The sequence below is a fragment of the Streptomyces durocortorensis genome (genome assembly GCF_031760065.1).
In the GTDB taxonomy this organism is placed as follows: domain Bacteria; phylum Actinomycetota; class Actinomycetes; order Streptomycetales; family Streptomycetaceae; genus Streptomyces.
Window position 1 is genome coordinate 4,423,003 of record NZ_CP134500.1, and the last position, 13,542, is coordinate 4,436,544.

General features: G+C 72.2%; 16 protein-coding genes. 9 read left to right on the forward strand and 7 right to left on the reverse strand.

The annotated features are described in order from the left end of the window. The first annotated feature begins 70 nt into the window (after positions 1 to 70). From RI138_RS19710 to RI138_RS19720, 3 genes are all read left to right on the forward strand, one after another. Positions 71 to 388 carry a cupin domain-containing protein gene (locus RI138_RS19710; protein WP_311122944.1) on the forward strand — a complete coding sequence of 106 codons (318 nt, stop codon included), beginning with the start codon at positions 71 to 73 and terminating at the stop codon, positions 386 to 388. After that, complete coding sequence (locus tag RI138_RS19715) at positions 385 to 1,119, forward strand: carbon-nitrogen hydrolase family protein (RefSeq protein WP_311121007.1); 735 nt, start codon at positions 385 to 387, stop codon at positions 1,117 to 1,119. The genes RI138_RS19710 and RI138_RS19715 overlap by 4 nt, the downstream gene beginning before the upstream one ends. A 278-nt stretch (positions 1,120 to 1,397) precedes the next feature. Continuing rightward, positions 1,398 to 3,590: a SpoIIE family protein phosphatase gene (locus tag RI138_RS19720; protein ID WP_398863320.1), complete on the forward strand. Its 2,193-nt coding sequence runs from the start codon at positions 1,398 to 1,400 to the stop codon at positions 3,588 to 3,590. A gap of 42 nt (positions 3,591 to 3,632) precedes the next feature. On the opposite strand, the gene RI138_RS19725 is transcribed toward RI138_RS19720, so the two are convergent. Next, positions 3,633 to 4,439 (reverse strand): HAD family hydrolase, encoded by an 807-nt coding sequence (locus RI138_RS19725; protein WP_311121008.1) that lies wholly within the window; start codon positions 4,437 to 4,439, stop codon positions 3,633 to 3,635. 632 nt (positions 4,440 to 5,071) lie between these two features. Here RI138_RS19725 and RI138_RS19735 point away from each other — a divergent pair. Then, positions 5,072 to 5,503 carry a hypothetical protein gene (locus tag RI138_RS19735; protein WP_311121009.1) on the forward strand — a complete coding sequence of 144 codons (432 nt, stop codon included), beginning with the start codon at positions 5,072 to 5,074 and terminating at the stop codon, positions 5,501 to 5,503. A 187-nt stretch (positions 5,504 to 5,690) separates the two neighbouring features. On the opposite strand, the gene RI138_RS19740 is transcribed toward RI138_RS19735, so the two are convergent. Then, positions 5,691 to 5,900: a DUF397 domain-containing protein gene (locus RI138_RS19740; RefSeq protein WP_311121010.1), complete on the reverse strand. Its 210-nt coding sequence runs from the start codon at positions 5,898 to 5,900 to the stop codon at positions 5,691 to 5,693. After that, on the reverse strand, positions 5,897 to 6,733 hold the full coding sequence (locus RI138_RS19745) for a helix-turn-helix domain-containing protein (RefSeq protein WP_311121011.1): 837 nt from the start codon (positions 6,731 to 6,733) through the stop codon (positions 5,897 to 5,899). The genes RI138_RS19740 and RI138_RS19745 overlap by 4 nt, the downstream gene beginning before the upstream one ends. A gap of 108 nt (positions 6,734 to 6,841) precedes the next feature. On the opposite strand from RI138_RS19745, the gene RI138_RS19750 reads away from it, so the two are divergent. From RI138_RS19750 to RI138_RS19760, 3 genes are read left to right on the forward strand one after another with little or no spacing between them, the layout of a single operon-like run. Continuing rightward, the gene (locus tag RI138_RS19750) at positions 6,842 to 7,102 is read left to right on the forward strand and encodes a hypothetical protein (protein WP_311121012.1); all 261 of its coding nucleotides are present in this window, start codon (positions 6,842 to 6,844) and stop codon (positions 7,100 to 7,102) included. A 2-nt stretch (positions 7,103 to 7,104) separates the two neighbouring features. After that, positions 7,105 to 7,500 (forward strand): hypothetical protein, encoded by a 396-nt coding sequence (locus tag RI138_RS19755; RefSeq protein WP_398863323.1) that lies wholly within the window; start codon positions 7,105 to 7,107, stop codon positions 7,498 to 7,500. An 11-nt stretch (positions 7,501 to 7,511) separates the two neighbouring features. Continuing rightward, positions 7,512 to 7,952 (forward strand): hypothetical protein, encoded by a 441-nt coding sequence (locus tag RI138_RS19760; protein WP_311121014.1) that lies wholly within the window; start codon positions 7,512 to 7,514, stop codon positions 7,950 to 7,952. Positions 7,953 to 8,084: 132 nt separating this feature from the next. Here RI138_RS19760 and RI138_RS19765 read toward each other — a convergent pair whose 3' ends face one another. Then, positions 8,085 to 8,540 (reverse strand): VOC family protein, encoded by a 456-nt coding sequence (locus RI138_RS19765; RefSeq protein ID WP_311121015.1) that lies wholly within the window; start codon positions 8,538 to 8,540, stop codon positions 8,085 to 8,087. 160 nt (positions 8,541 to 8,700) lie between these two features. Between RI138_RS19765 and RI138_RS19770 the strand changes: the two genes are divergently transcribed. Beyond that, complete coding sequence (locus tag RI138_RS19770) at positions 8,701 to 9,330, forward strand: CGNR zinc finger domain-containing protein (protein ID WP_311121016.1); 630 nt, start codon at positions 8,701 to 8,703, stop codon at positions 9,328 to 9,330. 104 nt (positions 9,331 to 9,434) lie between these two features. After that, the gene (locus tag RI138_RS19775) at positions 9,435 to 9,824 is read left to right on the forward strand and encodes an SRPBCC family protein (RefSeq protein ID WP_311121017.1); all 390 of its coding nucleotides are present in this window, start codon (positions 9,435 to 9,437) and stop codon (positions 9,822 to 9,824) included. Between the two features lie 52 nt (positions 9,825 to 9,876). Here the strand turns inward: RI138_RS19775 and RI138_RS19780 are convergent, their stop codons facing one another. From RI138_RS19780 to rarD, 3 genes are all read right to left on the reverse strand, one after another. After that, a complete protein-coding gene (locus RI138_RS19780; RefSeq protein WP_311121018.1) occupies positions 9,877 to 10,347 on the reverse strand; it encodes a hypothetical protein in 471 nt (156 codons plus the stop codon). Between the two features lie 19 nt (positions 10,348 to 10,366). Continuing rightward, positions 10,367 to 12,199: an FAD-dependent monooxygenase gene (locus RI138_RS19785; RefSeq protein ID WP_311121019.1), complete on the reverse strand. Its 1,833-nt coding sequence runs from the start codon at positions 12,197 to 12,199 to the stop codon at positions 10,367 to 10,369. Positions 12,200 to 12,266: 67 nt separating this feature from the next. Continuing rightward, positions 12,267 to 13,271, reverse strand: coding sequence for an EamA family transporter RarD (gene rarD, locus RI138_RS19790; RefSeq protein ID WP_311121020.1), 1,005 nt, complete (start codon positions 13,269 to 13,271; stop codon positions 12,267 to 12,269). Between the last annotated feature and the right edge of the window lie 271 nt (positions 13,272 to 13,542).

The window sequence follows — 13,542 nt, forward strand, 5'->3', positions numbered from 1 at the left end:
ATCCCTTCGATTCCGATCGATTCCGATCGATTCCGAGGCAAGAGAGGTGGGTGCGTTGAGCGTGGTCAAGGTGTCGTCGGTCAAAGTGGCGGAAGAGGCGGCCGCCCTGCCCCGGGCGTGGAGTTCGGCGGCGCTCGCCCGGGTGGGAACGGCCTCGGTGAAGGTCCTGCGTATGGACGGGCTGCCGGTCGAGGAGGAGCGGCACACCGAACCGGAGGTGCTGCTGGTACTCGACGGCCGCCTCGAACTGACCGTGGACGGGGGCGCGGTGACGGTGGGACCGGGCGAGATGTACGTGGTGGGCGCGGGTGTCGCCCACGCGGTACGGCCCGGCAGCCGGGGCACGCTGGTCATCGTGGAGCGCAGCTGTGGCACGCTCGACGAATGAAGATCGCCGCAGCTCAGCTCACGTGTGTTCCGGCGGACATCCCCGCCAACGTCCGCCGGCTCGCCGCCCTCGCCGGACAGGCCCGTGAGCAGGGGGCCGAGCTGCTGGTGCTCCCGGAGCTGGCTCTCACCGGCTACGAGCTCGGGGCGCTGTCCGAGGACCCCGGCCTCCTGGTGGACGCGAACGACCAGCGGCTGGACGCCCTCCGGTCGAGCGGGATCGCGATCGTCGTCAACGCCGCAGTGGCCAACGGAGTCCCGGGGGCCCGCCCCGCCATCGGCACCTTCGTGTACGGCCCCGACGGCGAGCTGATCACGCGCTACCTCAAGCAGCACCTCTACGAGCAGGAGCGCTCCCTGTTCGCGCCCGGTGACCGGGACGGCCGGTTCGAGCTCGGGGGTGTCCGCTTCGCCCTGGCCATCTGTTACGACAGCCACTTCGCCGACCTGTCCGCGCGGGCGGCGGCGGACGGCTGCCAGGTCTATCTGGCCTCCGCGCTGTACGGGACGGGGGACGGCGTCGAGCAGCGGGCGACCGTCTACCCCCGCATGGCCGAGGACACCGGCCTCTTCGTCGCCCTCGCCAACCACGTGGGCCCTTCCGGCCCGTGGACCGGTTGTGGCCGGGCCGCGATCTGGGCCCCGGGCGGCGAACTCCTAGCCGAGGCGGACGACCGTACGCCGATGCTGGTCACGGCCGAGGTCGGTCGGTCCGGGGTGTCGACACGCTGATACCCGGGCTTCCGCTGCGGCCCGAGGTCAGCCCCGTCGTCGCGTCCGAGTGTGAGCCGGCCGGGATCGACGTCAAAGCCCACCGCGTCGCGCCGGTCGAATCGAGCTGATGCGCACACCTACTTATCGAGCTGATGCGCACACCTGCTCGGGGAGCGGAACACCCTCGCCCCCGGTGGCCGCCTCCCGGTGGCCGCTCCCGGTGCGGCGGGTGATGCTGGTCCCGCGCGTACCGGCTTCGGTGCACCGGTGCGCCGGAGCCTGAGGGTGGGTGAGCCGTGTCGGATGCCGAGAGCCCGGACGGGCCCGGAAGGGCCGGGTCCGGAACCCCTCCCGCCACCCCGGCCGGAGCCGGGTACCGAACCCCTCCCGCCACCCCGGACGGAGGCCCGGCCGGAGCGCCGGACGACGCCCTGCTGGACGCCCTCTTCACGCAGTCCGCCGTCGGCCTCGTCGTCCTGGACCCGCAGCTCAGGCTCGTACGCGCCAACTCCCTCGTCGAAGGCGTCGAGATCCGCGCATACACCGGGCGCAGGTTCCGCGAGGTCTTCCGACTCGACGACCCCGACGCCTCCGAGCAGCTCCTCAAGCGGGTGCTCGCCGGCGAGGGGCCCGTGCGCGACCATCTCGTACGGGGCCGACTGCGCCGCGTCCCCGGCGACCGGGACTTCCTGGTCTCCGCCTACCGGCTGGACGGCCCGGGCGGCGCGCCCCTCGGGCTGCTGGCCGCCGTAGTCGACGTCACCGAGCGGGAACGGGCCCGCGGCAGGGAGGCCACGCTCGCCGCCGTGCGCGACGCGGTGGGCGGCTCGCTGGACGTTGCCACGACGTGCCGCGCGTTCGTCGACGCGCTCGTGCCGGGCTTCGCCGATCTCGCCGTCATCGAGGTGGTGGACGAGGTCCTGCGCGGGGCCGACCCGCCCGTGCGGCCCCTGCCGCCCGACACCCCGCTGCGACGTGCGGCGAGCGGCCGGTGCGACACCGTCCGGGCCGAGGAGCAGGAGCAGGGCGGGGACCGGGGAGGCCCGGTCGGCGGGACCCGCCGTCTCCCTCCCCGTACGCCGTACGCGCTCGCCGTCGGGGACCTGAGGCCCCGGCTCGTCCCGCTCACCCCCGAAACCCCGTGGCTCGACGCCGACCCGGGCGGGGCGCGCGTCATCGCGGAGAGCGGCGCGCACTCCCTGATCGTCGTCCCCCTCACCCTGCGGGGTGCCGTCCTCGGGCTGGTCAGCCTCTACCGCTGCGGGGCGGCCGAGGCCTTCGACGAGGACGACGTCTCCCTGGCCGACTCGGCGGCCACCCGTGCCGCCCTCGCCATCGACAACGCCCGCCGCTTCGAGCGCGAGCATGTGATCGCCTCGACCGTGCAGCGGCGCCTGCTCCCGCAGACCGATCGCGCGCAGGCCGCCGTCGAGACCGCCCACGTCCTGCTGCCCGGCCGGGACAGCGGCTGCTGGTTCGACACGATCGCCCTGTCCGGCGCGCGGACGGCCCTGGTGGTCGGCGGCGTCGCGGGCCAGGGCCTCCAGACGGCCATCGCGATGGGCCAGCTCCGTACGGTCATCCAGGCACTGGCAGCCCTCGACCTGGAGCCGGAGGAGGTTTTCGCCCGGCTCAGGGCCACCGCCGCCCGACTCGCCGAGGAACGCGCCGCCCTCCCCGTCGGCGACGCCCTCCAGAGCGAGCCCCTGACCGCCAGCTGCGTGTACGGGGTCTACGACCCGTTCTCGCGCACCTGCACCGTCGCCCGGGCCGGGCACCCCGCGCCCTTGGTCGTCGGTCCCGACGGAACGGCGCTCCCCCTCGACGTACCGGAAGGGCCGAGCCTCTTCTCCGACGACACCGCCCCCTTCGCCCCCGGCACCGTCACCCTCGACGAAGGCAGCATCCTGGCGTTCTGCACCGCCGAACTGCTGCCCGACGAGCCCGCCGGGCGCCGCATCACGCACCTCCTGGCCGAGCAGCCCGGCCGGGACCTCCAGCACCTGAGCGACGAGATCGTCTACGGGCTCCCGGACCACGTCCGCTCCGCCGGCGCGGCGCTGCTCCTGGCCCGGACGGGTACGGTCTCCGAGCACCTCGTCGCCACCTGGGACCTGGCCCAGGACCCGACCACCCCCGCCACCGCCCGCGTCCTCGCACGCGACCGCCTCCACGGCTGGGGCCTCGACGAGGACACCGTCGACGCGACGGAACTCATCGTCAGCGAGCTGGTCACCAACGCCGTCCGCTACGGCACCCCGCCCCTGCGGCTGCGCCTGCTGCTGGACCGGGACGCCACCCTCACCTGCGAGGTCCACGACGGCTCCACGGCCTCCCCGCACCTGCGCCACGCCCGTACGGTCGACGAGGGCGGCCGGGGCCTGTTCATCGTCTCGATGCTCGCAGCCCACTGGGGGACCCGGCACGGTCCGGGCGGCAAGGTGCTCTGGACCGAACAGGAACTGGCGGATGGCGAGACGCGCGGTTGAGCGGTCGAGCCCACCGCCGAACGCGGGGGCGCGGCGGTGGGCTCAGCCGAACAGCCGCTCCAGGACCACAGCAACGCCGTCCTCCGCGTTGGACAGCGTGACCTCGTCGGCCGCCGCGCGCAGTTGCGGGTGGGCGTTGCCCATCGCCACCCGGAGGCCCGAGCCGCCGAACATCGGGAGGTCGTTGGGCATGTCCCCGAACGCGACCGTGCCCATGGCCCCGACCCCCAGCAGCTCGGCGGCCAGCGCGAGCCCCGTGCCCTTGTCCACACCGCGCGGCGCCAGCTCCACCGTGCCGGGCCCCGCCATGGTGACCGTCGCCAGCTCGCCCACGGCCCCGCGCGCGGCGGCCGCCAGCGCGTCGTCGCCGAGCTCCGGGTGGCGGACGAGCACCTTGATGACCGGCCGCTCCCACAGGGCGTCTCGGGAGTCGACGCGTACGGCGGGAAGCGTCGGGTTCGGCATCCGGTACCCGGCCTCGACCAGGGTCACACCGTCCACCCCGTCCTGGTCCACGGCGGCGAACACCGCCCCGACCTCCGCCTCGATCTTGCCCAGCGCGGTGTCGGCGGACTCGCGGTCCAGGGTGACGGACCGCAGCAGGCGTGCGCTGTCGGCGTCGTACAGCTGGGTGCCCTGCCCGCAGACGACGGGCCCGGTGTACGCCAGGTCCGCGAGCAGCGCCCGTATGCCGGGAACGGGCCGCCCGGTGACGATCAGATGCCGGGCGCCTGCGGCGGCGGCAAGGCCGAGCGCGGCGCGGGAGCGGGCGCTCACGGTGTTGTCCGGACGCAGCAGGGTGCCGTCCAGGTCGGTGGCGACGAGGGCGTAGGCGGGGGGCGTGGGCATGGGCCCCAGCCTAGAAGGACCCGAACGGCCGCTTGCGCGCCAGGGGGCGGGCCGGGTAAGCGGCCCGCTGTCATGAGGGGGCCTGCCGGGTGGGGCAGGGCAGGTCGGGGGCGGCGCGGTTCGGGGAACAGGTCACCAGGGCGAGGGAGTGGAAGACGGTGCCCTTCAGGTAGTGCCCGAACGGCACGTCCCCGCCCTCCGCGAGCCGCTCGACCGCCGCCCTGACGAGCAGCGCCAGCCTCGCCCCGTCCCGATCCTGCGCGGAGGCGAACCGGGCCGCGAACGCCGCGAGTTGCCGATCCAGTCAGACGCCCGCTTCCTTGGGCTCGTCCCATGTCCCCCGGATCGTCGAGGGCGGCTTGATGAGCGAATGGGCTGTCTGGATGGGCGGTACGTCGGAAGCCGGAACGACGTCCTGGCCGTCCTCGCCCCGACCTTGACCGAGGCGAGGAAGACCATCCGGACCAAGGAGCTGGCCCGAAAATTCTCAGTGACAGGTCGGCGGGACGGCCGAGAGACGTCAGCGGAGCGTCAGTGGAACGTTAGCGGCGAACCGGACACTGGGGCCGGTATCGGCGGCACCCCCGCCCGATTCCGTACATGAAACCCCTCACCCTCCTCGGGAGCATTCCTTGTTCAGAGCGAAAAGACTGCAGGCCGCCCTCGTCGCGGTTGCCGCCGTGGCCGGCCTTGCGGTGTCGGCCGCGCCGGCCCAGGCCTCGACGTGTTACGGGAACGGAGGTGCGTACATCTGTGAGTACGGCGTCTCGCGGACGGTACTTTTCGACGGGACGGTGCAGGAGTTCATGGTCGGTACCGACCACGCGGTGTGGACGAACTGGAAACGCCCCAACGGCTCCTGGAACGGCTGGGTGTCCCTGGGCGGATGGGTCCAGAGCCGCATCACCGTCGAGCCCAGGCAGGAGAGCAGCACCGCACCCATCTCCATTGCTGCCATCGGCGCGGACGGCAAGTCCTGGTTTCGTGTGCGGTGGTCCGACGGCACATGGACCCACTGGAATATGAACTGCTTCGACAACCCCAACGGCAAGTTGTGCCCGTGAACGTCGTAGGTGCACAGTCCCGGCCCTGAAATGACGCGGAAACGACGTTGACGAAAGTCACCGTCAGCTTCCTGTCTTCTTCCTCGGCGGGCCAGATCGGCGCGTGCGAGCGGGTGACGGTGGAATTGCGGCACCGGCATGCCGAAGCCCCACCGCGCTGGCACGGTGGGGCGGTTGCCGGGGTGGCTCAGACGGTGCCGAAGTCTCCGGCCCGGACGCCTGTCACGAAGGTGGTGAACGCGGTGGCGGGGACGTTGAGGACCGGGCCGCTCGTGTTCTTGGAGTCGCGGACGGGGACGATGCCGTGCGGGGCGGCGAGGTTGGTGGCGACCTCGACGCACTGGCCGCCGTTGTTGCTATACGAGGACGTGAACCAACGGGGGGTCTCGGTTGTCACGGGGTGCCCTTTCGCAACTGCCTGAACATGTCTACGGACGCGGCCTGGGAGGGCGCTACCGCCTGCATCTGATGGTAGGCCGTCAGATGCGGCACCACCGAGCCACTTTCGCGTTCCAGGTAGCCCTGTTGCGCGGACTCGGCGTACGACATGAGTGAGCGGTCGGGCATGGTCAGGATGGTGACCGGCAGGTCGAACGGGCGGTGCTCACCCATGGTGAACGGCGCCACCTGCAACACCGTGTTGGGCTGCTCGGCGAACTCGATCAGGCGGTCCATCTGCGCCTTCATGACCTCCGGTCCGCCGACCGGCCTGCGGATGCAGCTCTCGTCCAGCAATGCGAAGACCAGCGGCGGCTTCTCCCGGACCAGGGCCGCCTGACGCTCCTCGACCAGTGCGACGCGCTCCTGTGCCTGGTCGGCGGTGATCGCCTGCCGCCTGACCGCGCTGTCCGCCAGGACCGTGGCGTACTCCGGGGTCTGGAGCAGGCCCGGGATGACGCCGACCTCGTACAGCCGGATCTCCGCCGCCCGGCGCTCGTAGCCGAGGAACTCCGGGAAGCCCTCCAGCAGGCTGCCGTGCTTGATCTGGCCCAGCTCGCGCTCGAACGACGACTCGGTCCCGGTCAGCCCCAGCGCCCGGTCCGTACTACGCGAAAAGCGCAAGGTCGCGAGTTTGCGACCAGTTTCCACCGAGGAGATGTGTGTGCTGGAGTAGCCGTTCCGGTCCCCCAGCTCCTCCTGTGTCCAGCTCCGCTGCTCCCGCAGGCCGCGCAGACGTGCGCCGTAGGCCGCCTGCGCGGAGCTCTCAGGGTTTAACTCCTTGACGTTCAAGGGCCTCGAACCCAATCTTCCGTGCCGAATAGGCAAGTTGAATGGCTTTCCACGGTAGGTCACGCTGAATCGCCCCGGTAGTCATACGGCTACAGAGAGGAGCGATAGGTGTACGGCGAGAACGCTTGCCCGAATGCACAGGAACCTCCTGGCCCCCCGGCCCCCGGCGCGCTCGTGGTCGACACCGGTCGGGGCGACCGCGTGGGGGAGTTCCGAGAGGTCGCCGGCCCCTACTGGTCGCTCCGGCCCGTCGGTGGCGGCACTGAGTGGGAGGCGGAGCCGCACCGGGTCCGCCTCGCGCTCCCCATGGAGCAGCTGCGCGCGAGGACCGCGTGGCTCAACGCTCGCAGCCGGGGTGAGGTGCTGTGAACGTGACGCGAGGGCACGCCGATTGGTATGTGGCCGAGAGCCACGGGGGTGACGCGGCGCGGTCCTTCCGGCTCGGCGGCATCGTCGCGCCGACGCGGCGGCTGGCCCTCCGCTGGCTGCGGCGGCAGGCCAGGCGCCTCGCGGACGCGCTCGACCCGGACCCGTACGCCCCCTGGGTTCCGGCCCGCGCACTGTACCCGGTCTCCGGGGCCAGGCCTGATGTACCGGCCGAACTCCGTTCCTGGGCAAGCAGTTTCCGGGAGCATGACTACGCGCTGCTGCGGCTCGCGGACGGACTGCCGTACGAGTTCGTGGCCCGGGACGACACGTCCTGGTACGGGCTCGTCATGCGCCCCATGGCTCCCGCCCGTACCCCGCTTCCCTCCCCCTGCCCATAAGGATGAGCGACATGTTGCAGTGCACCGCTGTCACCGAACTCCCGGAGATGGGCGCGCGGGTCGCGCTCATGGCTCTGGAGGGCGGACCCGGTCAGGAGGCGGGCGCGAAGCCTGTCCCCGTCCTGGACGACTTCCTGCTCTGTGAACTCGGCGAGCACGACGAGGAGACCGAGCACGCGGCCCAGCTCTGGTCGGCCGACAGGCCTGCCGCACGGGACTTATGGATGTTCTGGACGGACACCGGTACGCGCCGGAAGTTCCGGTTCGCCGAACTGCTGCCGTGCCCGGCCGTGATCCGTCGGCTGTCCGTCACGGAGGGGGACGCGTGCGTGCTGTTCGACCGGCATCCCGCCGCGCACTCCTGGGATGTGACGGACCCGCTCGCGGACCTGATGGCGGAGCGGGTCCGGCAGGAGGTGCTGCGCGAGCGGGACGGACGGGACCAGGAATGAAGGGAGGGGCAGGGTGGGGCGGGGGCCGGCGACGGCATCTGCGTCGCACGGCCGCCACCTGCGCGGAACACCCGTAGAGGGCTCCCGTACGGATTCAGGCCCTGGGCTCCCGTGCACGTCCAGCCCTCCCCGTCAGTGCAGGCAGAACTCGTTTCCCTCCGGATCTGCCAGTACGAGCCAGCTCCCGCCCTGCTCGTCGACCGCGCGCAGCACCCGCGCGCCCAGCCCCACCAGCCGCGCGGCCTCCGCATCGCGCTGTCCCGGCTCGGAGTGGACGTCGATGTGGAGGCGGTTCTTCACCGTCTTCGGCTCCGGTACCCGCTGGAAGAGCAGCCGCCGCCCCAGCCCCGTACCGCTGTTCTCCTCGTACGGGTCGTCCGGGTGCCGGGCCGCCGCGAGGTCGAGCCAGGCGCGGCGGCCGTGGGCGTGGGTGGTGATGGCCTCGGGTACCGCTCCGGCCGCGAGCAGCTGCTCGACCAGGGGGCTGTTGTCCTCGACGAGGTAGCCCAGGGCCGCGGCCCAGAAGTCGGCCTGGGCGTGCGGGTCGGCGCTGTCGATCACGAGCTTCCAGGACAGGGTCTTTGTCATGGAAACCGTTTATAGTGGTTACATGAGTGGCAGGGCAAAAGACGCGCCGGAACCGAGGAAGGCGCCGTCGGAGCGAGCCGAGCTGGTGGCGCAACAGGGGCCTGCTGGGCCTGGCGGGTCTCCCGGGCCTGGCGTGCTTGGCGGTACTTCCGGGGCTGGCGTGCCCGCCGGTCCTCCCGGTCCTCCCGGTCCTCCCGGGGCTGTCGGGCTGCTTCTGCGGCACCCGGACGGCAGCTCATTCCGGTTCGATCCGGGCGCGCTGTGTCTGGAGTTGCTGACGACCGGCGGCCCCGGCCCCCTCGCGTACTTCGAGATGCTGCACGCGCCCGCCGACCTGGTGCGCTGGGCAGCGGAATGCCGACTTCCAGACGGGCTGGGCCTCGCCGTCGGTGAGGACGAGGTGGCGGCCGCTCGGGTGCTGCGCGACGCGCTCTGGCGGCTGGCGGAGGGGCATGTGCACGCGCTGCCGCCCGGGCCGGAGGATCTCGCCGTCGTCAACGAGGCGGCGGCGCACCTCCCCCTGACGGCCCGGCTGAACGGGACCGGTGGCCGGGAGTGGGTGACGGGGAGCACCGGCACCGGGCTGCTGTCCACCGTCGCCCGTGACGCGATCGACCTGTTCACCGGGGCGTACGCCCACCGGGTCCGCACCTGCGCCGCGCACGACTGCCGCCTGCTGTTCGTCGACACCTCCCGCCCCGGCAAGCGCCGCTGGTGCTCGATGGAGCGCTGCGGCAACCGGCACAAGGTCCGGGCCCACCGCGCCCGGCTCACCACTACGGACGAGTAACCACTGACCAATGACCACTGACCACCGACCAGTAACCACTGACCACCGACCGCTGGCCAGTGGCCGCCGGCCAGTGACCACCGACGAGTGAAGGGACTTCCATCATGCCGACCGGACTCACTCAGGACGCGGGATGGGAGATCGGCGTCTCCCGGACCATCCGCCGACCGCTGACCGCCGTATGGGAGTTCATCGTCGGACCCGAGGGCATCGCGCTCTGGCTGGGCATCGACGGCCCCTTGCCCACCGAGAAGGGCGCTCCGTACCGTACGGCCGACGGGCTCGGCGGGGAGCTCCGCAGTTACCGCCCCGGCGACCGGGTGCGCCTCACGTACGGCACCTCCACCGTCCAGGTCGCCGTGACGCCCGGCAGCTCCGCCGACCGGACCGTGCTGAGCTTCCACCAGGAGCGTTTGGCGAGTGCCGAGGAGCGCGAGGAGCGGCGTACGTACTGGAAGAACGCGATGGACCGGGCGGAGGCCGAGCTGACCTGACCTGACCGCCCAGGACCCGGGACGCGCCCAAGACCGAGGCCGCGCCCGGTACTCAGGCCTCGCGCGGGGGGCACGCGGGGCAGGTGTGCCCGTCGATCGAGGCCAGCAGCCGTTCGGCGGCGGCCCGTACCGACCGTGTCGGCTGTGTCTCCTCGGGTGCGGCGGCCAGTCGGGCGGCCGTGGCGCGACCCGCCACCACCGCATCGTGGGCGGCGCGGGTCCACGTGGGGTGCTCCGCGTTCCCGGCAGCCAGAATGGTGGCGAGCAGGTCCAGCGCGCCCGCCCGGTTCCTGACCGTGTCCGTCGCCGCCAGCTCCCACAGGAACGGCACCGTCGCCACGGTCGAGTCGAAGACGGTCGGGGCGCCGATCCACCGTTCCAGATCGCCCAGGGCCTCGTCCGAGTCCGGCGCGTCTCCCCAGGCTATCCGCGACAGCACACCGGGAATCTGGGACGCGGAGCCGTACGCATGCTGTAGCTCGTGCCACCGCACGTTCCTCATGGTCCCCAGCACAGTCCCCATCCGGGCACTCAATCAGCCTTTACCGCACGGCGTCCACCATGCTGGTGCGCCGCCCACCCGCTTCGTGCAGCCGACGCAGGTACTCCCGTACGGAACGGGCGTCGTCCGCCGAGGCGAACACGCCCACGTGGTGGTCGGGCCGGATGACGACGACGGTCCCCGCGTCCGTACCGCCGGAGGACTCCATTCCGTACGCCGCTCCGTACCCCGCGTACGCCGTTCCGTAAGCCGTTCCGTACGCAGCCGTCGCGTGGCCCTCCTCGTCGATCACCGCTCCCGGCTCCGCCCCGGCATGGTCCTCGTGCGCCGCGTACACCCGGCAAGTCCGCACCCCGGCGTCCCCGTACGCGGCGGCCGCCTCGCGCAGTACGCCCGCGCTCCCGGGGCCGAAGCCGAGGACCGTGGTGCTGGGGCCCGCGAAGACGCGGTGCAGTCGCGTGCGGGATCCGGTCGCGGCGTCCCGGCAGGGCGCGTCCGGCGCCCGGTCCCCGGGGCGCGGGGCGGCGGACGTGCGGTACCCATCGGGGGCGCCCGCTGCCAGGGAGCTCCACCGGTAGCCGATGCCCAGGCCGGTGGTGTCGGCGGTGATCGCCGTGTCCAGGCCGCCGCCGGGCGTGCGGATCGCCTCAAGGGTGGCGCGCAGTCGCTCGGAGGCGAGGTCCAGGGTGCGAGCGGCCACCGGAAGCCGCTCCTCCTCGTAGGTGTCCAGCAACTCCGCGCCCGCGTGGCCGCTGAGCACCAGCCCGAGCTTCCACCCCAGGTTGAACGCGTCCTGGATACCGGTGTTCATCCCGAGGCCGCCCGCGATGGGGTGCACATGCGCCGCGTCGCCCGCGAGGAAGACCCGCCCCTCGCGGAAGCGGTCCGCCAGCCGCACATTGACCCGGTACGTCGACAGCAGATCGGCCCGTGTGAGGCGGTGGCCGGGGAGCCCGGTGTGGCGGGTGAGCAGTCGCCGGAACCCGTCGGCGGAGGGCGCGAGCGGCTGACCCCGCCCGTCCCGTTCCGGACCGGCCTGGAACCACCAGCCCGTGCGCGTACCGGGGATCGGGCAGAGCATGACCGCGCCGTCCTCGTCGAACCACTGGTGCCAGCGGCCGCGGTCCGGGGCACCCTCAGCCAGGTCCCCCAGGTCCCCCAGGTCCCCCAGGTCCCCCAGGTCCCCCAGGTCCCCCAGGTCCCCCAGGCCGTCCAAGTCGACATCGCCGCAGACCATCACCTGGTCCTCGGCGGTCGTTCCCTCGAAGCCGATCCCGAGCATCTTCCGTACGGAGCTGTGGGCGCCGTCGCAGCCGACGACGTACCGCGCGCGTTCGACCGTTCGCTCGGTCGTTCGCTCGGTTCCGTCCATGAGCGTGACGGTGACGTGGTCCCCGACCGTGTCACCGCCCCCGAGTGACACCGAGCCCCCGTCCCCCTCTGCCGTCGTGCCTCCGCTGTCCTGTGCCAGCCCCACCACCTCGCGGCCCAGCTCGACCTGAACGCCGTACCCGGCCAGCCGTTCGCGCAGGATCTCCTCCAGGCGCCACTGGGCGATCAGCCACCCCCGGTCGTAGGGCGCGTCCGGCGTCGGCGTCGAGTCCGCCCACGGATCGGTCTCCGTGACCGGCAGGCGGTCGCGGTATTTGAGCATCGGCAATGGCGCTGAACCGGCCGCGAGCACCGCGTCGACCACTCCGAGGTCGTCCAGGACCTCCAGTGACCGAGGGTTGGGACCCTTCGCGCGCGAGGTGCGGGGCGGGGTGGGTGACCGGTCCACGATCCGCACGGCCGCGCCGCGCCGGGCCAGATCGCAGGCCAGAACCAGCCCGGTGGGTCCCGCGCCCACGATGAGTACGTCGGTCATGCCCATGCCTCTCCTTCGGTCGCGCTTCTGTCCATCCGGGGGCCAGGAAATCGCAACCGAGTAAGAAAAGCAACTAGGTAATCTTTTGTGGTGTGGGGCCCGGGCTCACGGCTGCCGGAGCGCTGCCCGGGGTCGTGAGCCCGGCCGCGGGTGCGGCGGCCGTCGTGGCCAGCAGCTTCGCCGCCCGCGCCCGATTGCGCCGCGCCGTGCGCAACGCGTCCCAGGTCAGAAGTGACAGCGCCAGCCAGACGAGGGCGAACCCGGCCCACCGCTCGGGAGGCATCGCCTCGTGGAAGTAGAGGACGCCCAGCGTGAACTGGAAGACCGGGGCCAGATACTGGAGCAGCCCCAGCGTGGACAGCGGCACCCGGACCGCCGACGCGCCGAAGCAGATCAGCGGCACCGCGGTGACGATGCCCGTTGCCACGAGCAGCGCCCCGTGCCCCGCGCCCCCGGCCGTGAACGTCGACGCGCCGGTGGCGGTGAGCCAGAGCAGGAAGCCGAGCGCGGGCAGGAACAGCACGGCGGTCTCGGCGGCCAGGGACTCCAGGCCGCCCATGTTCACCTTCTTCTTGATCAGTCCGTACGTGGCGAAGGAGAACGCCAGCACCAGCGAGATCCATGGCGGCCGCCCGTACCCGATCGCCAGCACGAGCACGGCGACCAGGCCGGTGGCCACCGCGATCCACTGGACCGGCCGCAGCCGTTCACCCAGCAGTAGAACGCCCATGGCGATGGTGACCAGCGGATTGATGAAGTAGCCGAGCGAGGCCTCGACGACCTGGCCGTTGTTCACGGCCCAGATGTAGAGGCCCCAGTTGACGGTGATGGTCGCCGCCGCGAGCGATATCAGCCCGAGCTTGCGCCGGTCGCGGGCCAACTCGCCGATCCAGGCCCAGCGGTGCATCGCGAGCAGGGCGATCCCGACGAGACCCAGGGACCAGACCATCCGGTGGGCGAGGATCTCGATCGCCCCGGACGGCTTCAGCAGCGGCCAGAACAGGGGGACCAAGCCCCACATCCCGTACGCACCGAATCCGTACAGCAGACCTGCCCGCTGCTCGTTCTTCCCCTCCACGGGCCCTCCTGGCCAAACCGGTCCACCTGTACGTCGACGGATTGGCCGACTGGACGAAGGTAGCGCCGGAAGGGCCTCGTGTCATAGCCGTCTCGCGGAAACACTCATGACATCCCTGCGCGTGCGGTGGGGCGCGGCGGGGTGCGGTGGAGCGCGGCGGGGTGCGGTGCGCCCGGTCCGGCCGCGCCCCCGGCGTATGGCAGCCCTGGTCACGCCCGGCCTCGGTGATGATCGGGCCTCGGCGGTCATCGGCCCGGGTGGCCGGGCCCCG

Bases quoted from the DNA above. Each gene is read 5' to 3' on its own strand.
- RI138_RS19785 (WP_311121019.1), bottom strand. From the start codon at position 12,199: ATGGGCATGACCGACGTACTCATCGTGGGCGCGGGACCCACCGGGCTG.
- RI138_RS19760 (WP_311121014.1), top strand. From the start codon at position 7,512: ATGTTGCAGTGCACCGCTGTCACCGAACTCCCGGAGATGGGCGCGCGG.
- RI138_RS19765 (WP_311121015.1), bottom strand. From the start codon at position 8,540: ATGACAAAGACCCTGTCCTGGAAGCTCGTGATCGACAGCGCCGACCCG.
- RI138_RS19775 (WP_311121017.1), top strand. From the start codon at position 9,435: ATGCCGACCGGACTCACTCAGGACGCGGGATGGGAGATCGGCGTCTCC.
- RI138_RS19725 (WP_311121008.1), bottom strand. From the start codon at position 4,439: ATGCCCACGCCCCCCGCCTACGCCCTCGTCGCCACCGACCTGGACGGC.
- RI138_RS19715 (WP_311121007.1), top strand. From the start codon at position 385: ATGAAGATCGCCGCAGCTCAGCTCACGTGTGTTCCGGCGGACATCCCC.
- RI138_RS19780 (WP_311121018.1), bottom strand. From the start codon at position 10,347: ATGGGGACTGTGCTGGGGACCATGAGGAACGTGCGGTGGCACGAGCTA.